Genomic DNA, 22661 nt, shown 5'->3' with positions numbered 1-22661 from the left:
CCCTCGGCGACGTAGATAACAACACGGTCGCCAGCGCCGGAATCGTTTGCCATGATCAACGTCAACACGCCCGCCATTGCCGCGATCGACCCTCGGCGGTTGAGCGTGCGCGGCGTCGCGTACCACCGGCGCGACCGAGCGGCGGCTGTCCCGGACAGCTACGTGACTCAGCAGACCCACGACGTCGTCGGTCGCGCGGTACTCAATCGCGACCCGCGGCTGTTTTTGCTGCATCGCAAGGGCAACATCGCTGCCAGCCAGATCAACGTGCACAGCCTTGGCGGCGCCCTGCTGCTGTCGGATAACAATGATGCCGGTTGGCGCTTGGGATTATTGAGTGAGGACGGGACTGGCGTTGAGGGTTGGGATCGGAAGCTCGGCCACAGCCGAACCCTTTATGACAGCCTGCGCCGTCCGGTTGCCGTCTTCGAGAATGCCCACTGCGAACCCGAGCGCTGCATCGCCCGCTTTGCCTATGCGGATGCCAACACCGATGACAACCAGAACCGCCGCGGTCGTTTAATCAGGCAGGATGACACAGCAGGCACTCTGCACTTTCTCCAGTTCGGGCTGGCCGGCATCCCACTGGAACACAGCCGGACCTTTATCAACGATCCGCAATGGCCGGTCGACTGGCCGAAAGATGAAACCGAACGGGATGGTTTCCTTGAGGATCAACCGGCACTTACGCGCATCCACTGTAATGCTGCAGGGGAGCCGATCGAACAGATCGATGCACAAGGCAACGTGCAAATTTCCAGTCATACCTGCGCAGCGCAGTTGAAAGCCGTTGGACTGAGACTGGCCGACAGCACCGAGACAACGCCACTGCTGAGTGAAATCCAATACAACGCCCTGGGCCTGGTCGAACGGCAACGCGCGGGAAACGGCGTGATATCGAGCGCGACATTCAGCCCTGAAAATGGCCGACTGGAGCAACTGACAGCGGGTCTGCCGGGGCAGCCTGCGCTGCAAAACCTGAGTTATGTTTACGACCCGGCGGGCAATATCACCAGCCTGACAGATGCAGCCAATCCCGTTCACTTTCATCGCAACCAGCGCATCGAAACGATCAACCGTTATGCATACGACAGTCTCTATCGATTGATCGAAGCCAGCGGCCGGCAGTTGCGCAATGCGCCCGGCGGCCCGCAATTGCCCGAGTTTCAGTCAGTACCCGACCCCGGGCAACTGGAAAATTACAGCAGAATTTACACTTATGATGAGGCAGGTAACTTGCTGTCCATGCACCACCAGGCGGGTGAAACGAACCGTACCGAGCGCACGGCCATCGCCCAAATCAGTAACCGCTCCCTGCCGCAAAGGCCCAACGGCGAGTTGCCGGACGAAGCAGAAATCGCGGCAGGTCATGATGCCAATGGCAACCGCACCTGGCTACAACCCGGGCAGCGTTTGCAATGGGACTTGCGTAATCAGTTGCGTCAGGTTAGCCAGGTCATTCGCCAGGACGAACCCGATGACACCGAGCTCTACTGCTACGACGGCAGCGGTCAACGCCTGAGAAAAATCCGCCAGAACTACACCGGCACGTTGACGCGCACCCACGAAACCCGCTACTTGCCGGGCCTGGAAATTCGCAGCGGTACCGACGAAGTTTTGCATGTCATCACGGTCAAGGCCGGGCGCGGCACGGTGCAGATTTTGCACTGGGAAAAGAAACCTGACTTGGACATTGCCCAGGACCAGCAGCGCTACAGCTTCACCGATCACTTGAACTCAAGCACCCTCGAACTGGACGCAGCCGCCCGGCTGATCTCCCGGGAAAGCTTCTACCCGTACGGCGGTACTTGCTGGTGGGCCGGGCGCAGCCGGTTGGAAGCTGATTACAAGACGCTTCGCTACTCAGGGCAGGAACGGGACGCTACCGGGCTGTATTACTACGGGTTCCGGTATTACGCGCCGTGGTGTCAGCGCTGGTTGAGTGCGGATCCTGCGGGGGTGGCCGCAGGGTTGAATCTGTATGCAATGGTCGATGGTAATCCAATGCGTTACGTCGACCTGCAAGGGCTGGTGGAGGTCGACCCCAATCGTATCAACGCTGCATCAGCGACTGCCATGCACAGAGGTGCGGCGGCGGCTCTCAGCTTTGGGGTGCAGTTGGCGGTTCGTACTGCGCTTGAACAAATCAACCCCACTCACGAATCCAACTTCACTCTGCAAAGCCTGGCCGCAGTCCTTGAAGGCGGGGCTGCGGGTTACACCAGTTATGGGCTCGCAAAAAGTCTGAGCCTCCACTCGGCACTTGTCGTAACAATCGTGGCGATCACATCAGTCGGATTTGCCACGCCGGCACTGACAAGCGAGCAAGGAGTCCCACCGACTGGCACCGACCCAGATGTGCATCGCGACGCCATCGGCCGCATAGCCTCTGTAATGGGCGGGTTAGCTTATCAATTTGCGATGGATTCGTTCACGGTGGGTGGCGAGATTCAGTACAGTTCATCCGCCACTGTTTTCGATAAATTCAAGACAATGGCCAAGGCATCGGTTGGCTATGCCGGGATTCGAGCTGGCATAGGCGCCCTCAGCTCATTTTTGCCCGCGGTCGTCAACGGTATTCTGAGCCCGGTGGCAGAAGCGGCGGACGGTTTTCTGGAGAGTTGGCTAAGGCCCTATCCTTCCGATAAAACCGATTACGTCGATAACACTAGAGCAGGCATGCCGAATAGCTGGGCAGGCATCTTTCAAGCAAGTGCCACACGTTCAGTGGGCGGATCAATCAACCGTGTAATGGTCGGACTGGTTCCGACCAATATTAATGGTTTGGCACGGGGAGCCCTCACCGGGGCGATGGGCTTTTTCACCGAGTTTCGCCCACTGGTCGCCAATCAGATGAAAAAAGGTTTCATCAAGAATACGACGCCCCCGGTTTCAGACATTGAAAATTCACTCTCAACGCAGAGTAGCACTTTGACAGATACAGTTTCCGTGACGATAACCCGTAGAAAGTCCATTTAAAGGTCTCGCATTCACCTGCGCAGCGACCGGCGGGTTGAGTGACCGGCGCGCCAGCATCGTTCAACGAGGTGGCGGGGTCTCCCCCAGCGGTACCACCGCCATGGTCAGCCGCGAGACACAACTGGCCTTGCCCTCATCACTGGTCAGGCGAATATCCCAGACATGCGTGGTGCGCCCGATATGAATCGGCCGGGCCACCGCTGTGACGCGCCCGCTGCGCAGCCCGCGCAGGTGGTTGGCGTTGATTTCCAGGCCGACGCAGTAAAACTTGCTAGCATCGATGCACAGATAACTGGCCATCGAACCGACCGATTCGGCCAGCACCACCGAAGCGCCACCGTGCAGCAGTCCGTATGGCTGATGAGTGCGATGGTCAATGACCATGCTCGCCGTCAGGGACTCTTCATCGAAGGATTCGAAGCGGATATCCAGCACTTCGCCGATGGTGTTTTTCTGAATCGCGTTCAGTTGTTCGATATTCGGAGTGGTACGCCACAGACTCATGCTGACATCCTTTGTTGTTTTTTATCGGTCACTCAATCCTGCCACAGCACAGCCTCACTGCGCTCGCTCCATTCTTCAAACCGGGCGCCATAAGCGGCTTCGATCATATTGCGTTTGATCTTCAAGGTTGGCGTCAGGAAGCCGTTTTCCACGGCCCAGCTGTCTTTGACCACGATCAGCCGACGCAAGCGCTCGTGTTTGTCGAGCGCGCCATTTACCTCCTCCAGAAGTTTTTCCAGGCTTGTATGCAGGCCCGCACGCGCCGTGCCGACCGCGTCTTGCTGGCCGACCGCCGAGAGCACGCACAGGCCCAGTGGCGCGCTCAACCCGTCGCCCACCACGCAGACCTGTTCGATCCGGGAATGCACGGCCAGGCGATTTTCAATCGGTGCCGGAGCGACGTACTTGCCTTTGCTGGTCTTGAAGATCTCCTTCAGGCGCCCGGTCAGGCGCAAGTAGCCCTGGGCGTCTTGTTCGCCTTTGTCGCCGGTACGCAGGAAGCCGTCTGCGGTAATCGTGTCGGCAGTTTTTTCCGGTTCCTTGTAGTAGCCAAGCATGGTCGCACCGCTGCGCACCATGACCTCGCCTGAATCATCGATGCGTACGTCCACGTCCGGGCACGGCTTGCCGATCCAGCCGGGTTTATGATCGCCGGGCCGGCCAATGTGGGAATACCCGCAGCTCTCGGTCATGCCGTACACCTCAAGCACGTCCAGCCCAAGCTTGCGATACCACAGCAGCAATGTCTGTGGCACTGGCGCCGCACCAGAGAGGGCTACGCGCAGAGCGTCCAGCCCCAGCCCCGCGAGCACTTTGTGCCCGACTCGCTTGCCGATGAAGGGCAAGCCAAGCAGAAAATCGAGACGTTTTGCCGGGATCTTGCTGTACACCCCCATCTGGAACTTGGTCCAGATACGCGGCACGCCGAACAGCGCAGTCGGGCGCGCACGCTGCAAATCGGTGAGAAAGGTGTCGAGGCTCTCGGCAAAAAACACGGTTTGCCCGGTGTAGATCGATGCCAGCTCAACGAACATTCGCTCAGCGACATGGCATAGCGGCAGGTACGACAGCAATCGATCCGTTTCATTGAGACCAAACAGTTGCGTGCCGCGAGTGGTGGCGAAACCCAGATTGCCGAAGCTGTGCATCACGCCTTTGGGGATGCCGGTGGTGCCGGAGGTGTAAATGATGGTTGCCAACTGGTCGGCGGACGGTTTGGGATCATCCTGGATCGGTGAGCTCGTTTGCAGGTCATCCCAGCTGAAATCGAATGTACCGGGTGGATGCAATGGCAGGCTGATGGTTGGCAGCGTCGGACTGACTCCGCGGGACATGCCAGGCCAGTCGTCCAGTTTGCCGATAAAGGCCAGCGCGGCTTCGGAATGTTCGAGCACTTGCGCGACGGATTCAGCCGTGAGGTTTGGGTACAACGGCACCGACACGTGCCCGGCCATCCAGATCGCCAGGTCGGCGATGATCCAGTGAGCGCAATTTTTCGAGATCAGGGCGATGTGGCTGCCTTGCGGCAGTTCCCGCGCACGCAACCAGTGCGCAGCGCAACGGGCCTGGTGTCCGACGTCCGCCCAGGTCAGCGTCTCGACCTGGCCAGCGCCGATCGGCTGCACCAGGTAGCGCTGGCGTGGATGGCGGGACTCACGCTCGTAAAACACGTCCAGTGGCAGGCGAAAAGCGGCAGACATACGACTCGCTCCTGTTTTTTTGGTCTGGAGCAAGCGTAGTCAACCAAGCGGTTGCTTGGTTGACTATTTAATACAAAAACCTGCAACACCGACGAACCTGTGGGAGCGCTGCGGTGCAGCGATCCGAATTGCACGAGATAGCAGCACCGCGGTGTACACGTTAGACCGAGGTGAAGCCATCGCGGGCAAGCCACGCTCCCACAGGGATTCGGTTGTCTTCAGTTACTGGGGTGTTTGATGCTGTTGAGTTTCATGCCGCCCGCCAGTGGAAGGTCGCCTTCCAATTCGGCCAGGCCCGCAGTTTTCACCGCTTCCGGATCCTGCACGTGGCCGTGCTGAAGGTAACCGAGCAGGTTGCCCACCAACGGGTTATGGCTCACCAGCAATGCGTAATCTACCGAGACTAATTGCTCGGCCACCGCTTGCGGGCGATTGTCGGGGGTGAGCCACTCAACGGTGCAAATGTCCGGCGCGAAACCCAATGCTTGCTTGACGATTTCCGCGGTCTGCTGTGCTCGCCTGAACGGGCTGGCGTAGATAGCGGTGATCGGTTGGCCCACCAGTTCGGCGGCAATCCGCAACACTTCTTCGTTGCCATGCGCAGTCAACGCCCGCTCAGAGTCAGGCCGCGTGCCGTGGGGTTCAGCTTCCCCGTGACGCAATACCCAGAGTTTCATAGTTTCGGCTCCTCATCCCGGGCCGGGTGCGGCGCCGGCGAAACAACGTGCGGTGCTTCACCTTCCGGCGTCCGCGGCGTCGGCCAATCGGCGAATGGCCAAGGCTTATGGTCGCTGTGGAAGCTGCCAAAACGACCGATTTGCGCCAGGAACTGGCTCAGGCTGTCGCCAAAATTCATCAGGCTTTCGCTGGGGGCGCCGTATATCAAACGATAGATCAACTGGACCAGCACCACCGCACCGAGGATGAACTGCGCGACTTGCCAGACCAGCACGTAGACGATCATCCACAACACCCGCAGCAGGATGGATTCGTACCTGGCTTCTGTTTTCGGATCGTTCATGTGAAATTCCCTGCCTGCTTTAAAAACGTGGTCAGTTGAAACCACTGGTGGAGATAAAATCGACGTCGGTTTTCGGTTCGCCGCGCATCAACAGACCGATCACTTGATCCAGCGTGCGCCCTTCGAACAGGATCGCGTGCAGTCCGGCGACAAGCGGCATGTACACACCGACTTCCTGGGCTTTGGCTTTCAGCACTTTCAACGTGTTCACGCCTTCGGCGACTTCACCCAAGCGCGTTACCGACTCTTCCAGACTCAAGCCCTGACCGAGGGCAAAGCCGACCTGATAATTGCGACTTTTTGCCGACGAACAGGTCACGATCAAGTCGCCCACACCTGCCAGGCCAAGGAAGGTCATCGGGTTGGCGCCCTGGTTGACGGCAAACCGGGTCATCTCCGCCAGCGCACGGGTGATCAGCATGCTTTTGGTGTTTTCGCCCATGCCCAGCGCCACCGCCATGCCGGCAATGATCGCGTAGACGTTTTTCAGCGCCCCACCCAGTTCCACGCCGAAACGATCGGAACTGGCGTAAACGCGGAACGTCTTGCCGTGCAACGCTTCCTGAACCCGTTGGCAAAGCGCTTCGTCTTCACTGGCGACCACTGTGGCCGTCAGCGCATGCTCGGCAATTTCCCGGGCCAGATTCGGCCCAGACAACACGCCTATACGCGCTTGCGGGGCGATCTCTTCGAGGATCTGGCTCATCAGTTTGAAGGTGTCGGCTTCGATGCCTTTGGTCAGGCTCACCAGCAACTTGCCACTCAAGCGCTCGGCATGGGGCGCGAGCACCGAACGCAGCGCGCTGGATGGCAACGCGACGAAACACAAATCGCAGCTTTCCAGCGTGGCGAGCAGGTCGGTCACGGGCTCGACCGCCGGCAAAATCTTGATGCCCTTGAGGTAACGCGGATTTTCGCGATTGACCCGAATGGCCTCGGCCTGCTCGGGATCACGCATCCACTGTCGGACCTGATGGCCATTCTCGGCCAGTAGATTGGCCACGGCGGTACCAAAACTTCCGCCTCCCAGGACCGCAATCGGGCGCTGTTCAGTCATATGCAATCCGTTAATCCATACCAGTGGCGATGCCGGCATTATACGGAGCGTCCCAACGGCGACCACCCCCCTGAACAATTACCGGCTTATGTAGCAAGAAGACCAACAAAACCAAGGCAAATGCCGGCACCTTCACTGGAAAACACGACCGGCTCGGTTAACATGCGCGCCAATTATTCACTTTCAAGGCTGTGTCGTGTCTTTTGCTTCTCCATCATCCCGTTTGCCGCTGTTTCTGGCGCTGATCCTCAGCCCGTCGTTACAGGCAGACGATCTGTTCCTCGACAGCCAGCCGCTGCCGCAAGTGCTGACCGCCACCCGACTGAAACAGTCGCCGGCGGCGGTTCCGGGGAGCATGACGGTGATCGACAACGAGCTGATCACGGCCAGCGGCGCCCGCGATATCAGCGAATTGCTGCGCCTGGTGCCGGGCATGATGGTCGGCAATATCAACGGCAATCAGCCGGCCGTGAATTACCACGGCACAAACGCCAGTGAAGCGCGGCGCATGCAAGTGCTGATCGATGGCCGCTCGGTCTACCGCGCCGGCCTGGCCACGGTGGACTGGAGCGACATCCCGGTGGCGATGGAAGACATCGAGCGCGTGGAAGTTTTTCGCGGGCCAAATACCGTCAGCTACGGCGCCAACGCGCTGATGGCGGTGGTCAACATTATCACCCGCCACCCGGCTGACAGCCATGGCACGCGCATGAAAGTCACTCGCGGCCAACGCGGCATCAATGATTTCTATGCCAGTCAGGGCCTGGGTTGGGACAGCGGCGACTTGCGCCTGTCACTGTCCGGGCAGGAGGATGATGGTTTCGATTCGGACCGCAGCGGCGCCGATTACCGCGACAGTCGCCGCTTGAATCGCTTCAGCCTTGCCGTCAGCCAGGTGCTGGATGAGCAGCAAAGCATCGACTGGCAATTGAGTGCCAAGGACGGTGCCAATCAATGCCCCTACACTTACCGTCCGGTGTTCTCGGGGATTACCGCCGCCGGGAAAAATTCTGACGTCACGGCCAAGGATTACGCGGGCTCCTTGCGCTGGAATCTCGACCTCAACCCCGACCACAGCCTTTATATCCAAGGCTCGGCCCAGCACTGGGACCGTCAGCAAACCTGGCGCGCCTGCGACGCCGAAGTGTCGTTCAGCCCACAGTTGGCCGAGCTTTGGCAGCTCAATCCGAACTACACCGAACGCCTGGCGCGCAACATCGAGCGCTTCGTCGGCCCCGGCGCGCCAGCAGGTACGGCGACCGAGCAAACCCTGGCCAGTAAGGCGTTGGGGCAGTGGCGCAACGGCGCCAGCCAGACCTTGTGCGGCGATATCGACCAAAGTGTGCGGGAATCGCGCTACGACCTCGAACTGCAGGACACCCTCAGCCTGTCAGACAGCCTGCGTCTGGTCAGCGGTTTGAACTATCGTTACGACCGGGCCGATTCCGAGACTTACTTCAACGGCACACTTGATGACACCACCTGGCGAGCATTTGGGCAGTTCGAGTGGCGCGCCAGTGAACACTGGTTGCTGCAGGGCGGCGCGATGTTCGAAGACACTCAGTTGATCGGCAGTTCGTTGACACCGCGAGTTGCGATCAACTACCTGATCACTCCGCGCCACGGATTGCGCGCGGTGTATTCCGAGGCGATACGTTCGCCGGACATGTTCGAGAACAACGTCAACTGGAGCTATCGGGTGACCAATTTGAGGCCCGGCGCTTACGGCCAGAACAGCGCGCGCTATTTCGTCAGGACCCGTGGTCCTGGCGATCTCGATCAGGAACACATGCGCTCTCGCGAATTGGGTTACAACGGTTACTTCGCCGGACTTGGGCTGGCGGTGGACGTGAAGGTATTCCATGACGAAATCACGGGCATGATCAGCGAGCCGCTGCGCAACAATCAGTACATCGCCAGTAATGCCAACAGCTCGCGCTTCAATGGCGCGGAGACCCAACTCGACTGGCGCCTCAGTCGCGCCGACCGCTTACGCCTGACCTACGCCTATGTCGATGCCGAGGCGAGCAATCCGCTGGATGCGCAACAGACCGCACGCAACAGCGGTTCTGCCGGTTGGCTGCGTGACTGGGGCCATGGCTGGAGCAGCGCCCTCTTCTATTATGGCGACGATGCGCTCAACGGCTATCGCTTCGAGCGGATCGATACGCGCATCGCCAAACACATCGCATTGGGCCACGCCGACCTGGAGCTGGCGGGCGTGCTTCAAGAGCGGCTGGACCGCCAGCCCATGACTTTCATCGATAATCGCTACGATGAGCGACGAGTGATTTACCTCAGCGCGGAGCTGTCGTTCTAGGATGCCGCAACCTCAGTCACGGAAGACGCCATTCCTTGGCCGCCTGCTGGCCGGGGTGTGCCTGTTGATTTTCGGTCTGTTCGGCAGTGTGTCGGCCAATGCGGCCGACATTCTGTTGACCGGCACCGAGGACAGCCCCGGCATGCACGCGTTCGCCTCGGCACTGGGTGAATTGCGTCCGGCGGACACCGTTCGCTTCCAGCCGTTGGCCAGCCTGCCGGCGCCCGGCAAATTGCCCAACGCCACCCGTTTGATTCTGCTGGACCTGCCGAGTCTCGACTGGCGCCTGCAAGACGTTGAAGGTCCGCCGACCCTGGTGCTGCGCATCAGTCGCTTGCAAGCTCAAAAGCGTTTGGGTTCGACCGTGCCATCACGCTTGAGCCTGCTCTGGAGTGACCCGCCACTTGGGCGACAACTGCGCCTGTCGCGCATCCTCTTGCCGGAGGCCAAACGCATTGGCGTACTTTACGACGACCACAGCGAGTTTCTCCTCAAGGAACTGCGCCAGGCCGCGCAGCCTCTGGGCCTGGAGATTGTCAGCGAACGCTGGGACGACACCAGTGACAGCCGGCCGCTGCAACACCTGCTGAAAAACAGCGACGTGTTGCTGGGCCTCGACGATCCCGACCTGTACAACCCGAAAACTGCCAAGAACCTGCTGCTGACCAGCTATGCACGGCAAACGGCGTTGATCGGTCCCAACGCCGCATTCGTCAAGGCCGGCAGTCTGGCCAGTACCTACAGCGACCAGAGCGACTGGCTGGCGATTCTCGACACCTTGCTCGACCGCCCGCCCGCGAACTGGCCGCGCACGCACTACCCGCACCGCTTCAAGGTCTCAGGTAATCCGCAAGTCGCCCGCTCATTAGGTATGGAACAGATGGATGAAGCATCTGTCGCATCACTGTTGGCCGAAGGAGAAAGCCGCCCATGACCTTCCGTCGTCGCTGGGACATCAACACCCGCACCCAGATCATCAGCCTCGGCCCGGCCCTGTTGGTAACCTTGCTGTTGATCAGTTTTTTTACCTTCGTGCGAATTCAGGACCTGCGTCAGGAGCTCAACCATACCGGCCAGTTGATCGCTAACCAGTTGGCCCCGGCGACGGAGTACGGGGTGATTTCGGGCAATAACGACGTGCTGGAAAGTCTGCTCAAGGCAACGCTGGCCACGCCCAATGTGCGATTCCTCGAGGTTCAGGACAGCTCCGACCGGATTCTTGTGTACGTCGAGCACCCGTCGGAAAGCCACTCCCGCTCCCGTCAGGTCGAGGTGTTTCAGGCGCCGGTCAGGTTGCAGCGAATCGCGCTCAACAATGATTTTTTCCAGAACACCAAAGCCACCGGCACAGCGCCCGCCGAAGATTATCTGGGCCGGGTGATTGTCGGTCTGTCGAGCGACGCGTTCAACAAACGTCAGCAGGAAATCCTCCTCAAGGCCGCCGTGCTCGCATTGTGCGCCTTGCTGTTTACATTTCTCATTGCACGACGCCTGGCGAGCAGCCTGTCGAAACCGATCCGCGACATTGGCGACGCGGTCAAGGCAATCCAGTTGGGCGACTACAAGACGCCGCTGCCGATCGTTGACGACGCCGAGCTCGGCGCGTTGTCGCAGCACATCAATAATCTTGCCCAAGGGCTTGAGCAGGCCAGCCGTGAACAGCATCAGGCGATGGCACAGTTAATCCAGACCCGCGAAGAAGCGGAAAAAGCCAACAACGCCAAATCCGAATTCCTCGCGATGATGAGCCACGAGCTGCGCACGCCTATGAATGGCGTGCTGGGCATGTTGCAGTTGCTCGAAACCACCGAGATGACCGACGAACAGGTCGAGTACGCGGCGCTGGCCTCGGAGTCCACAGAACACCTGCTCAAGGTGATCAACGACATTCTCGACTTCTCGCGCATCGAGCGTTCGGAACTGGAGCTCGAGCATATTCCATTCAATCTCATGGACCTGATCAGCAACTGCGTGCAGTCGTTTCAGCACAGTGCCGCGCAGCGCGGGCTTGATCTCGCGCTGTCGATCCCACAGGACATGCGCGCCTTGCAGGTACAGGGCGATCCGACGCGGATCCGGCAAATCCTGGTCAACCTGGTCGGCAATGCGCTGAAGTTCACCGAGCAAGGCCGCGTCAGCATCGAGCCGCAGTGGCAATCGCTGGATCACGAATTGCTGTGGTTTACCTGCACCGTGCGTGACAGCGGCATCGGTATGCCGGCCGAGAACCTGGAACTGATGTTCGACGCGTTTCAACAAGCCGACAGTTCGATTTCACGGCGCTATGGCGGCACTGGTCTCGGCTTACCGATCGCCCGTACGCTGGCCGAACGCATGGGCGGTACTTTGCGCGCGCAGAGCGATGAAGGGCTTGGCTCGGTGTTCACGCTGGAAATACCGCTGGCGCTCTCTAAACAGATGCCGACGGTATCGGCTCCGCGTTCGTCCTCAACAAACGGCGACGGTGCCGGACGCAATGTGCTGCTGGTGGAAGATAACCCGGTCAACCAGACTGTCATCGAGGCAATGTTGCGCAGTCTGGGCTTTACTGTGAGCGTGGCAACCGATGGCGCTCAGGCCGTACGCAGTGCCGAAAGTCTTATATTTGAAGCGATTCTGATGGACTGTCGGCTGCCGATCATTGATGGCTACGAGGCCACTCGCCAGATTCGCCAATTGCCCGGCTGTACTGACGTGCCGATCATCGCCCTGACCGCCAATGCCCTGCAGGGCGACCGCGAGGCCTGTTTATCGGCAGGAATGAACGATTACCTGGCGAAGCCGTTCAAACGAGCCGATCTGCAACAGATTTTGCAGCGATGGGTGCAGTAGCAAAGGCCTTTCGCCCATCTGCGACTGGCGTGAGAAGCGAAAGTGCGGCAGTCTTAGGCACCCGATCGGGCCCGAAAAGGGGCTTGAATAAAAATTTCAGTGCACAAGTGTACATTCATGTCCTTGGCGCTGTGACTTTCACCACAACGCAATAGTCTATGAGTAGGCTGCCGACTCGAGGCATGAACGCTTCGAAGGTCGGGAAGATTTGCCCCACCTGCCGCATGGGACTATTGAGGAGCTCGCATGACCAAACAAAACGCCTTTACTCGGGAAGACCTGCTGCGCTGCAGTCGCGGTGAGCTGTTCGGCCCAGGTAACGCGCAACTGCCCGCCCCGAACATGTTGATGGTGGATCGCATCACCCATATCAGCGAAGAAGGCGGCAAGTACGGCAAAGGTGAGTTGGTCGCCGAGCTGGATATCACTCCGGACCTGTGGTTCTTCGCCTGTCACTTCGAAGGTGATCCGGTGATGCCGGGCTGCCTCGGTCTGGATGCCATGTGGCAACTGGTCGGTTTCTTCCTGGGCTGGCAAGGCCTGCCGGGCCGCGGCCGTGCGCTGGGTTCGGGCGAAGTGAAGTTCTTTGGTCAGGTCCTCCCTACCGCCAAGAAAGTTACGTATAACATTCAGATCAAGCGCGTCCTCAAAGGCAAGCTGAACCTCGCAATCGCTGACGGTTCGGTGACGGTTGACGGTCGCGAGATCTACACCGCCGAAGGCCTCCGGGTCGGCGTTTTCACCTCCACTGACAACTTCTAAGGGTTATCCGCATGCGCCGCGTCGTTATCACTGGTCTGGGCATCGTTTCGTGCCTGGGCAATGACAAAGAGACCGTCTCCGCTAACCTGCGTGCAAGTCGCCCTGGCATCCGGTTCAACCCGGAATATGCTGAAATGGGTCTGCGTAGCCAGGTTTCCGGCTCCATCGACCTTCCCCTCGAAGAGCTGATCGATCGCAAGATCTATCGCTTCGTCGGCCACGCGGCGGCTTACGCCTACCTGGCCATGAAAGATGCCATCACTGACTCCGGTCTGACTGATGAGCAGGTCTCCAACCCGCGCACCGGCCTGATTGCCGGTTCTGGTGGTGCTTCCACGCTGAACCAGATGGAAGCGCTGGACATCCTGCGCGAGAAAGGCGTGAAGCGCGTTGGCCCATACCGCGTAACGCGGACCATGAGCAGCACCGTTTCCGCTTGCCTTGCCACGCCGTTCAAGATCAAGGGCCTGAATTACTCCATTGCTTCTGCCTGCGCCACCAGTGCTCACTGCATCGGTACCGCCATGGAACAGATCCAGATGGGCAAGCAGGACATCGTATTCGCCGGCGGCGGTGAAGAAGAGCATTGGAGCCAGTCGTTCCTGTTCGACGCCATGGGTGCACTGTCCAGCCAGTACAACGAAACCCCGGAAAAAGCCTCCCGTGCCTACGACGCCAAGCGTGACGGTTTTGTCATTGCCGGCGGTGGCGGCATGGTCGTGGTTGAAGAGCTGGAACACGCTCTCGCCCGCGGCGCGAAAATCTACGCAGAGATCGTTGGCTACGGCGCGACCTCCGACGGCTACGACATGGTCGCGCCAAGCGGCGAAGGCGCCATCCGCTGCATGCAGATGGCCATGTCCACCGTCGACGCACCGATCGACTACCTCAACACCCACGGCACGTCGACCCCGGTCGGCGATGTCGCGGAGATGAAAGGTGTGCGTGAAGTGTTTGGCGACAAGGCTCCGGCGATCAGCTCCACCAAGAGCCTGTCGGGTCACTCTCTGGGCGCCGCCGGTGTTCACGAAGCGATCTATTGCATGCTGATGATGGAAGGCAACTTCATGGCGGGTTCCGCCAACATCGACGAGCTGGACCCGGAAGTGGCTGACATGCCGATCCTGACCAAAACTCGCGAAGACGCCGCCATCAACACCGTGATGAGCAACAGCTTCGGTTTTGGTGGCACCAACGCGACGCTGGTTCTGAAACGCTGGTCGGGCAAGTAAATACCGCCCTGCTCCGCTGCACATAAAAATGCCCCGACTGGTTCGGGGCGTTTTTTTGTGCCTTGAGAAAATGAATTCACCTCAGCTCCCGTAGCAGCTGGCGAAGCCTGCGTTCGGCGACGCAGTCGTCGTGAAATCAGCTACTTCGATGAAACAGGCAGACCGCATACACCGAATTTACGACAACTGCGTCGCCGAACGCAGGCTCTGCCAGCTGCTACAAGTCGTGCGCAACCTGCAGTTTTGTTCTTCGTGAACATGAAGCTTTTGTCATGAAACTATCGGCCCTGCGACTGGATGTTGCGGATTCCGTGGGCTGCAGGTCTGCTGCGGATTTTGCACAAAACCCTTTCAGAATCCAGCCATTTACTAAGCAAGCTAACCAATCATATAAAAGAGGCCTGCACACGCCTGGGTGCAGGTAACCGAGATTGGAGCAAGCAGATGACTGTGAAAGTAACTGAACGCGACGATTCACACATGTCCCACGAAGGCGTAGCCGCCGGTGTGCGGATCTGGGATGTGCACCAGCAGGACATGCTGGTCGGGATGTTTCATTCCGAAACTGACGCCCACAATTACCGGGCCGAACTGGAAACACTGGAACAGCAGCGGCAACAGAACAGCGTTTTAGCGACCACAGCAGTAACAACGACCAATGCGTGAGCGCTTGTGGCGAGGGAGCTTGCTCCCGCTTGACCGGGCTGGCGCTCCAGCGCGTCGCACTCACAAAAATCGGCAATTACTGCCAGATTTCCAGGGCCGCTACGCAACCCGGCGCGAGCAAGCTCGCTCGCCACAAAGGTTTACCACATCAAATCGTCAGGGATCTGGTAAGCCGCGTATGGATCGTCTTCGACGGCAACTTCTTCCGTCTGCACATTCATCTGCACAATGCGCTGCGGATCGCGCTCCTGAATCTTCAGGGCCGCCTCACGGGGAATCACTTCGTAGCCGCCGGCATGGTGCACGATGGCCAGCGAACCGCTGCTGAGCTTGTTGCGCATCAGCGTGTTGACGGAAATACGCTTGACCTTCTTGTCGTCGACAAAGTTGTAGTAATCCTCTGTCGTCAGCTTCGGTAACCGCGAGGCTTCGATCAACTGCTTGACCTGCGCGGCCCGAGCCTTGGCTTCGGCCTTCTCCACCTGCTGGCGGTTCAGCTCCTGGTCGCGCTTGACCTTCTCGGCCATGGCTTCCTGAGCGGCACGCTGCTGTGTGTCATCGAGTTCGATCTGGCCTTTGTGGGCCAGGCGTTGCTGTTTCTGCTTGTCTTTGCCGACCTGTTTGGCCTGCTTCTGGTTGACCAGCCCTGCTTTGAGTAACTGGTCGCGAAGGGAAATGCTCATGGTGCTTATTTCTCACTTAGGCAACTGCTCAACCGCAGCTGGGCAAATTCTTTTCCTGACGTTTGGCTTCACCCCACAGGGCGTCCAACTCTTCGAGGGTGCAATCTTCCATGGGACGACCGGTGTCGCGCAATGCCTGTTCGATAAAACGGAAGCGTCTGTCGAACTTGTTGTTGGCGCCCCGCAGCGCCGACTCCGGATCGACCTTCAGATGGCGCGCCAGGTTGACCACGGAAAACAGCAGATCGCCGACTTCATCGGCAATCGCTACCGGGTCGTTGTCGGCCATGGCTTCCAGTATTTCATCAAGCTCTTCGCGAACCTTGTCCAGCACCGGCAAAGCGTCGGGCCAGTCGAAACCGACCTGACCGGCGCGCTTCTGCAACTTCGCCGAGCGTGACAGGGCCGGCAAGGCGGCGGGTACGTCATCCAGCAAGGACAGCTGTTGCGGCGTGGTGGAATTTTCGGCGCGCTCTTGCGCCTTGATCTCCTCCCAGCGCTGCTTGACCTGTTCCTCAGTCAGGCGCGGAACGTCCAGCGGCGCGTACAGATCGCCCGTCGGGAACACGTGAGGATGACGCCGGATCAGCTTGCGGGTAATGCTGTCGATCACGCTGGCAAATTCGAAACGGCCTTCTTCCCGGGCAAGCTGACTGTAATAAATCACCTGAAACAGCAAGTCGCCCAATTCGCCTTGCAAGTGTTCAAAGTCGCCGCGCTCGATGGCGTCGGCCACTTCGTAGGCTTCTTCAAGGGTGTGCGGGACGATGGTGGCGTAGGTTTGCTTGATGTCCCACGGGCAACCGAACTGCGGGTCGCGCAGGCGTGACATCAGGTGCAATAAGTCTTCAAGGCTGTACATCAACAATCCCATTCAAACGCAGGCTTTTTGTAGGAGCTGCCTGAGGCTGCGATCTTTTTTGTGGCGCTGCCGGTAGCCAGGATCAAAAGATCGCAGCCTTCGGCAGCTCCTACAGATCTACCCATCACGGCGTACGGTTACGCCGTGTTTCGATGATGTTCGGCAACTGGGAAATCCGCCCGAGCAACCGTCCCAATGCATCCAGCCCCGGAATTTCGATCGTCAGGGACATCAACGCAGTGTTGTCCTCTTTGTTCGAACGGGTGTTGACCGCCAGTACGTTGATCCGCTCGTTGAGCAGCACTTGCGACACATCACGCAGCAGACCGGAACGGTCGTAGGCGCGGATGATGATGTCCACCGGGTAAGTGAGCACCGGCACCGGACCCCAGCTGACCTGGATGATCCGCTCCGGCTCGCGCCCGCCCAGTTGCAGCACCGAGGCGCAATCCTGCCGGTGAATGCTCACGCCGCGGCCCTGGGTGATGTAGCCGACGATGGCATCGCCCGGCAACGGCTGGCAGCAGCCGGCCATCTGCGTCATCAGGTTGCCCACGCCTTGAATCTGAATGTCGCCACGCTTGCCTGGTTTGTAGCCAGTGGCCTTGCGCGGGATCAGTTCCAGCTGTTCGTTGCCGCGCTCCGGCTCGACCAGTTGTTGCGCAAGGTTCACCAGTTGCGCGAGTCGCAAATCCCCGGCGCCCAACGCAGCGTACATGTCCTCGGCGGTCTTCATGTTGGCCTTTTCGGCCAGTTTCTCGTAGTCCACCGCCGGCAGACCGAGGCGACTCAGTTCCCGCTCAAGCAAGGTTTTACCGGCCGCGACGTTCTGATCACGGGCCTGCAATTTGAACCAGTGAACGATCTTCGCCCGCGCCCGCGACGTGGTGATGTAGCCAAGATTGGGGTTCAGCCAGTCGCGGCTCGGCGTACCGTGCTTGCTGGTGATGATCTCGACCTGCTCGCCGGTTTGCAGGCTGTAGTTGAGCGGCACGATGCGCCCGTTGATCTTCGCGCCACGGCAGTTGTGACCGATCTCGGTGTGCACGCGGTAGGCGAAGTCCAGCGGTGTCGAGCCTTTCGGCAGGTCGATGGCGTGACCGTCCGGGGTGAAGATGTACACGCGATCCGGTTCGATATCGACGCGCAACTGTTCAGCCAGACCACCAATATCACCCAACTCTTCATGCCACTCGAGGACCTGACGCAGCCAGGAAATTTTCTCTTCGTAGTGATTCGAACCGGATTTGACGTCGGTGCCTTTGTAGCGCCAGTGCGCACAAACGCCCAGCTCGGCCTCTTCGTGCATCGAGTGAGTGCGAATCTGCACTTCCAGCACCTTGCCTTCAGGCCCGATCACCGCAGTGTGTAACGAGCGGTATCCGTTCTCTTTCGGGTTGGCGATGTAGTCGTCGAATTCTTTCGGGATGTGCCGCCAGAGTGTGTGGACGATGCCGAGCGCGGTATAGCAGTCGCGCATTTCCGGAACCAGCACACGCACGGCGCGAACGTCGTAGATCTGGCTGAATGCCAGGCCCTTGCGCTGCATTTTGCGCCAGATCGAATAAATGTGTTTGGCCCGGCCGCTGATGTCGGCATCAACGCCGGTAGCCTGCAGTTCAATCTTCAGCTGGCTCATCACATCGGCAATGAAGCGCTCGCGATCCAGACGCCGCTCGTGCAGCAGGTTGGCGATCTGTTTGTACTGATCAGGCTCGAGGTAACGGAAAGACAGGTCTTCCAGTTCCCATTTGATATGGCCGATGCCGAGACGGTGCGCGAGTGGCGCATAGATGTCGAACACCTCGCGGGCCACACGGTTGCGCTTTTCATCGTCGGCGGTTTTCACCGCGCGGATCGCGCAGGTTCGCTCAGCCAGTTTGATCAGCGCGACGCGAACGTCATCGACCATGGCAACGAGCATTTTGCGCAGGTTTTCGACTTGGCCCTGGGTGCCCAGCACCATGGACTGGCGCGGGCTCAGGCTGGCGCTGATGGCCGCCATGCGCAGTACGCCGTCAATCAGTTTGGCGACCACCGGACCAAATCGCTGGCTCACCACCGGCAGATCGATCTGGCCCTCGCGCACGCCGCGGTACAGGACCGCGGCTACCAGCGAATCCTGATCCAGTTTGAGGTCGGCGAGAATCTCGGCGATCTCAAGGCCGGTGCGGAAGCTTGATGTCCCTTCAGACCACAGATTCTTCGCCGCATTGGCCTGTTGTTCGGACACGCGGGCGAATTCGCACGCGTCTTTCAAGGCTTCGCGATCCAGTGCCAGATCGACACTGACCGCATGATCGAGCCAAGCCTCGAGATTGATACTGCCGTCGGTGTTGATCGGCTGGTGTGCTCTCACCTGTACCATCTTGCTTTACCTTCCCTACGACGCAGATTCAATGCGTCAAATCGCTGACCTTTACTGCCAGCACGCACTCGTGGGGCTAGTACGAGTGCTGCACAAGCGGGTCAGTCGGACCAGACGAGCCATCCTGGCTCGCTTCAAATAACGCCATGGCCTCGACATGTGCCGTCTGAGGAAACATATCGAGAATCCCGGCACGTTTTAACCGGTAGCCCTGCTTGGTCAATTCGACCGTGTCGCGCGCCAGCGTTGCCGGGTTGCACGACACATACACCAACCGTTTGGCGCCCATGCCCTTGAGCTTGCGCACCACCTCGAAAGCACCGTCACGCGGTGGGTCCAAGAGTACCGCAGAAAAGCCTTCCCGCGCCCATTCGGCATCGGTCAATGGCAGGGACAAATCGGCCTGAAAAAACTGAACATTATGCAAATTGTTGCTGGCAGCATTCGCAGCTGCCCGCTCGACCATTGCCTGTACACCTTCCACCGCCACTACTTCGCGAACGGCTTTGGCCAGCGGCAATGCGAAGTTGCCCAGGCCACAGAACAGATCGAGAACACGCTCGTGCGCGGCCGGCTTCAACCAGTCCAGGGCCTGGGCAATCATGGCGTCGTTGACTGCTGCGTTGACCTGAATGAAATCTCCCGGCCTGTACGCCAGGTCCAGATCCCATTGCTCCAAGCGGTAACCCAGCGACTGTTCGACGTCGACCGGTTGCGGGCCGCCATCACCATGCAGCCACAACTGGGCCTCATGGAACGCGCAGAATTCCTTGAGAATCGTCAGATCGGCGTCGGACAACGGCGCCATGTGACGCAGCAAAACTGCCAGCGAAGTGCCGCTGAACAGTTCGACGTGGCCGAGTGCTTGAGGTTTGCTCAGGCGTCGCAACATCTCCGGCAAACGGCTGATGATCGGTTGCAAGGGCTGTACCAGCACCGGGCATTCACTGATCGCAACGATGTCCTGACTGCCCGCCGCGCGAAAGCCGACTTCGAGGTGTTTCGCCTTCATGTCCCAGCGCACCGCGACCCGGGCGCGCCGACGGTAGGCGAACTCCGGACCGCTCAGCGGCGCCGCCCATTCTTCGGGCTCGACACCGGCGACCTTGAACAATTGCTCGGCGAGCATGCGCTGTTTCAGGGCAAGTTGTTCAATGTGGGGCAGATGCTGAACGCTGCAACCGCCACAGCGTCCGAAGTGCGGGCACGGTGCGGGACGGCGCAATTCATTGGCCTGAAATACCCGCTCGGTGCGCGCCTCAACCACTTTGCCGTGGGCGCCCAGCACCCGCGCTTCAATCTCTTCACCTGCGAGGGCACCGAGGACGAACCAGGTGCGCCCCTCGAAAAACGCGATGCCGCGACCGTCATTCGCCAGGCGCTCGATACTCAGGCGTTGCTTCTTGCCGGTCGGGATCTGTGGGGCCTTGCTGCCGCCAGCGGGCTGGAAGCGCAGGCCTCTTTCGTGCCTGGCCATCAGTTGGCCGCGTCGAAAATGCCGGTCGACAGGTATCGGTCGCCACGGTCGCAAATGATCGCGACGATCACCGCGTTTTCAACTTCTCTGGACAGGCGCAGCATGGCTGCAACGGCACCGCCCGAAGACACGCCGCAGAAGATGCCTTCTTCGCGGGCCAGACGACGGGTGACGTCCTCGGCTTCGCTTTGCGCCATGTCGACGATCCGGTCCACGCGATCGGCCTGATAAATCTTCGGCAGGTATTCCTGCGGCCAGCGCCGGATGCCCGGGATCGCCGAACCTTCCATCGGTTGCAGGCCGACGATCTGCACGCTATCGCTCTGTTCTTTTAAATAACGCGACACGCCCATGATGGTCCCGGTGGTGCCCATCGAACTGACGAAATGGGTGATGGTGCCCTCGGTCTGACGCCAGATTTCCGGACCGGTGCTGGTGTAATGCGCCTCGGGATTGTCCCCGTTGGCGAATTGGTCCAGGACCTTGCCACGGCCTTCGGCTTCCATTCGCTGAGCGAGGTCGCGCGCGCCTTCCATGCCTTCTTCCTGAGTCACCAGGATCAGCTCGGCGCCATAGGCCGTCATCGCCGCCTTACGCTCGGCGCTGGAGTTGTCCGGCATGATCAGGATCATCTTGTAACCCTTGATTGCGGCGGCCATGGCCAACGCAATCCCGGTATTACCCGACGTCGCTTCGATCAGCGTGTCACCGGCCTGGATCTGCCCACGCAGCTCGGCGCGGGTGATCATCGACAGCGCCGGCCGGTCCTTGACCGAACCCGCCGGGTTGTTCCCTTCCAGCTTGAGCAAGAGGGTATTGCTGGTGGCGCCGGACAGGCGCTGCAAACGAACCAGCGGAGTGTTGCCGACGCAATCGGCGATGGTTGGGTACTGCAAGGTCATGGCGTATTCGCAATCCAGACTGCGGGGGCGCCTATCATACCGGCAAACCCGCGCAGGCCATATCACGCAAAGTGCGGTGCTTATGGCTTATGGGAATAAGGGCAATGATCAGACCTCCTGAGCCTGTGCAGTATTCAAAGCATAGAACTCGTGCAGCTTCGCCTGAAGCAACTGTTTGTCCGGTAGCTGGACCTGATATTCCGCAATCAGTGCTGGCGACAGGCTGCGATTCAGGGCGTACTCGACCACTTCGTCCTCCTTGCTGGCGCAGAGCAATACACCAATGGCAGCGTTTTCGTGAGGCTTGCGCTCATTGCGATCCAGCGCCTCCAGATAAAAATTCAGTTTGCCCAGATACTCCGGCTCGAAGCGGCCGACCTTGAGCTCGATAGCTACCAGACAGTTGAGTCCGCGATGGAAGAACAGCAGGTCCAAGGCAAAATCCCGAGCGCCGACTTGCAATGGGTATTGCGAGCCGACGAAGCAAAAGTCACGACCGAGTTCGACTAGAAACTCTTTCAAACCTATCAGCAATCTCTGATGCAGATCGCTCTCTGCATGAGCGCGCGGCAAGTCGAGGAATTCGAGCATATAGGCGTCGCGGAATATATCGAGCGCAGAAGGGTGAGTCTGCCTCAGTGCTGCGGAAACTTTTGCTGGCTGGGTCATGCTGCGCTCGAAGAGCGCAGCTTTAAATTGTCGCTCCAATTCTCGCTTCGACCACTTCTCCTGCACAGCCATCCGCAGGTAAAACTCCCGTTCTTCCAGGCGTTTGCTTTGGCCAAAGATGACCACGTTGTGCGACCAGGACAATTGTCGCGCCAGTGGCGCGACAATTTCTTCGGCACGGTATATCTCATAGAACTGGCGCATGCGAAACAAGTTTGAACGAGTGAAACCACGCAATCCGGGGTGGATATGAGCCAAATAATCTGCCAATTGACCTACTACGGAATCCCCCCATTCAGCCCCCTCAAGCTTGCGGCTGATATGAGCACCCACCTGCCAATACAACTCGATCAATTGAGTATTAACCGTCTGCGCAGCCTGTTGCCTGGCGCTCTGAATAAGCGCAAGCACTTCGTTAAAACGGACGTTGCTTGCGTCAGCCGGAATGATCGGTGCATTCATGCCCAACTCCTTGAGGTTGAGTAAAAGCGAAAGCTTAAACCCCCAAGGACGCCTCAAAACGCCGTCGGTACAGTTTGGGAAATGTCGTACAGCAACACCGGAACGCTCTGGCAAAATCAGTTGGCTCGGGAGGATCCGATAGAGCCTTAGCGCGCAAGTCATACC

At 59.2% G+C, this 22661-nt stretch carries 18 protein-coding genes; 7 read left to right on the top strand and 11 right to left on the bottom strand.

The features are described 5' to 3' along the window. Positions 1-51: 51 nt before the first annotated feature. Positions 52-2979 carry an RHS repeat-associated core domain-containing protein gene (locus ACYZTS_RS14215; RefSeq protein ID WP_461989967.1) on the top strand — a complete coding sequence of 976 codons (2928 nt, stop codon included), beginning with the start codon at positions 52-54 and terminating at the stop codon, positions 2977-2979. A 60-nt stretch (positions 2980-3039) separates the two neighbouring features. Here ACYZTS_RS14215 and ACYZTS_RS14210 read toward each other — a convergent pair whose 3' ends face one another. The 5 genes from ACYZTS_RS14210 to ACYZTS_RS14190 all read right to left on the bottom strand — a co-directional run bounded on the left by ACYZTS_RS14210 (position 3040) and on the right by ACYZTS_RS14190 (position 7261). Then, positions 3040-3483 carry a hotdog fold thioesterase gene (locus tag ACYZTS_RS14210; protein ID WP_461989966.1) on the bottom strand — a complete coding sequence of 148 codons (444 nt, stop codon included), beginning with the start codon at positions 3481-3483 and terminating at the stop codon, positions 3040-3042. A 32-nt stretch (positions 3484-3515) separates the two neighbouring features. Continuing rightward, entirely contained in the window at positions 3516-5183 is a 1668-nt protein-coding gene (locus ACYZTS_RS14205; protein ID WP_461989964.1) for an AMP-binding protein, read from the bottom strand. Positions 5184-5401: 218 nt separating this feature from the next. Next, the gene (gene sixA, locus ACYZTS_RS14200) at positions 5402-5860 is read right to left on the bottom strand and encodes a phosphohistidine phosphatase SixA (RefSeq protein ID WP_461989962.1); all 459 of its coding nucleotides are present in this window, start codon (positions 5858-5860) and stop codon (positions 5402-5404) included. Next, on the bottom strand, positions 5857-6204 hold the full coding sequence (locus tag ACYZTS_RS14195; protein ID WP_461989961.1) for a DUF4389 domain-containing protein: 348 nt from the start codon (positions 6202-6204) through the stop codon (positions 5857-5859). Before ACYZTS_RS14195 ends, sixA begins: the two co-directional genes overlap by 4 nt. A 31-nt stretch (positions 6205-6235) precedes the next feature. Beyond that, the gene (locus ACYZTS_RS14190; RefSeq protein ID WP_461989959.1) at positions 6236-7261 is read right to left on the bottom strand and encodes an NAD(P)H-dependent glycerol-3-phosphate dehydrogenase; all 1026 of its coding nucleotides are present in this window, start codon (positions 7259-7261) and stop codon (positions 6236-6238) included. 196 nt (positions 7262-7457) lie between these two features. Here ACYZTS_RS14190 and ACYZTS_RS14185 point away from each other — a divergent pair, with 196 nt between their 5' ends. From ACYZTS_RS14185 to ACYZTS_RS14160, 6 genes are all read left to right on the top strand, one after another. Beyond that, positions 7458-9581: a TonB-dependent receptor plug domain-containing protein gene (locus ACYZTS_RS14185; RefSeq protein ID WP_461989957.1), complete on the top strand. Its 2124-nt coding sequence runs from the start codon at positions 7458-7460 to the stop codon at positions 9579-9581. Position 9582: 1 nt separating this feature from the next. Next, on the top strand, positions 9583-10515 hold the full coding sequence (locus ACYZTS_RS14180) for an ABC transporter substrate-binding protein (RefSeq protein WP_028622825.1): 933 nt from the start codon (positions 9583-9585) through the stop codon (positions 10513-10515). Further along, on the top strand, positions 10512-12413 hold the full coding sequence (locus ACYZTS_RS14175; RefSeq protein ID WP_461989954.1) for an ATP-binding protein: 1902 nt from the start codon (positions 10512-10514) through the stop codon (positions 12411-12413). The genes ACYZTS_RS14180 and ACYZTS_RS14175 overlap by 4 nt, the downstream gene beginning before the upstream one ends. A 246-nt stretch (positions 12414-12659) precedes the next feature. After that, complete coding sequence (gene fabA, locus ACYZTS_RS14170; protein WP_017127984.1) at positions 12660-13175, top strand: 3-hydroxyacyl-[acyl-carrier-protein] dehydratase FabA; 516 nt, start codon at positions 12660-12662, stop codon at positions 13173-13175. Between the two features lie 11 nt (positions 13176-13186). Continuing rightward, entirely contained in the window at positions 13187-14407 is a 1221-nt protein-coding gene (gene fabB, locus ACYZTS_RS14165) for a beta-ketoacyl-ACP synthase I (protein ID WP_461989952.1), read from the top strand. Positions 14408-14851: 444 nt separating this feature from the next. Continuing rightward, positions 14852-15073, top strand: a complete 222-nt coding sequence (locus ACYZTS_RS14160; RefSeq protein ID WP_461989950.1) for a hypothetical protein — start codon at positions 14852-14854, stop codon at positions 15071-15073. A 140-nt stretch (positions 15074-15213) separates the two neighbouring features. Here the strand turns inward: ACYZTS_RS14160 and ACYZTS_RS14155 are convergent, their stop codons facing one another. The 6 genes from ACYZTS_RS14155 to ACYZTS_RS14130 form a co-directional block, all read right to left on the bottom strand. Further along, the gene (locus ACYZTS_RS14155) at positions 15214-15756 is read right to left on the bottom strand and encodes a DUF2058 domain-containing protein (protein ID WP_028622821.1); all 543 of its coding nucleotides are present in this window, start codon (positions 15754-15756) and stop codon (positions 15214-15216) included. 28 nt (positions 15757-15784) lie between these two features. After that, complete coding sequence (gene mazG / locus ACYZTS_RS14150; RefSeq protein WP_461989948.1) at positions 15785-16618, bottom strand: nucleoside triphosphate pyrophosphohydrolase; 834 nt, start codon at positions 16616-16618, stop codon at positions 15785-15787. Positions 16619-16742: 124 nt separating this feature from the next. Then, a complete protein-coding gene (gene relA / locus ACYZTS_RS14145; protein ID WP_461989946.1) occupies positions 16743-18986 on the bottom strand; it encodes a GTP diphosphokinase in 2244 nt (747 codons plus the stop codon). Positions 18987-19062: 76 nt separating this feature from the next. Next, positions 19063-20463 (bottom strand): 23S rRNA (uracil(1939)-C(5))-methyltransferase RlmD, encoded by a 1401-nt coding sequence (gene rlmD / locus ACYZTS_RS14140; RefSeq protein WP_461989944.1) that lies wholly within the window; start codon positions 20461-20463, stop codon positions 19063-19065. Continuing rightward, a complete protein-coding gene (gene cysM, locus ACYZTS_RS14135; RefSeq protein WP_461989943.1) occupies positions 20463-21365 on the bottom strand; it encodes a cysteine synthase CysM in 903 nt (300 codons plus the stop codon). The genes rlmD and cysM overlap by 1 nt, the downstream gene beginning before the upstream one ends. 108 nt (positions 21366-21473) lie before the next feature. Next, complete coding sequence (locus ACYZTS_RS14130; RefSeq protein ID WP_461989941.1) at positions 21474-22496, bottom strand: PDDEXK nuclease domain-containing protein; 1023 nt, start codon at positions 22494-22496, stop codon at positions 21474-21476. Between the last annotated feature and the right edge of the window lie 165 nt (positions 22497-22661).

This window comes from Pseudomonas sp. TMB3-21, from assembly GCF_054898145.1.
The sequence above is the reverse complement of the archived record's forward strand: the minus strand, read 5'-3'. Positions and strand labels throughout refer to the sequence as shown.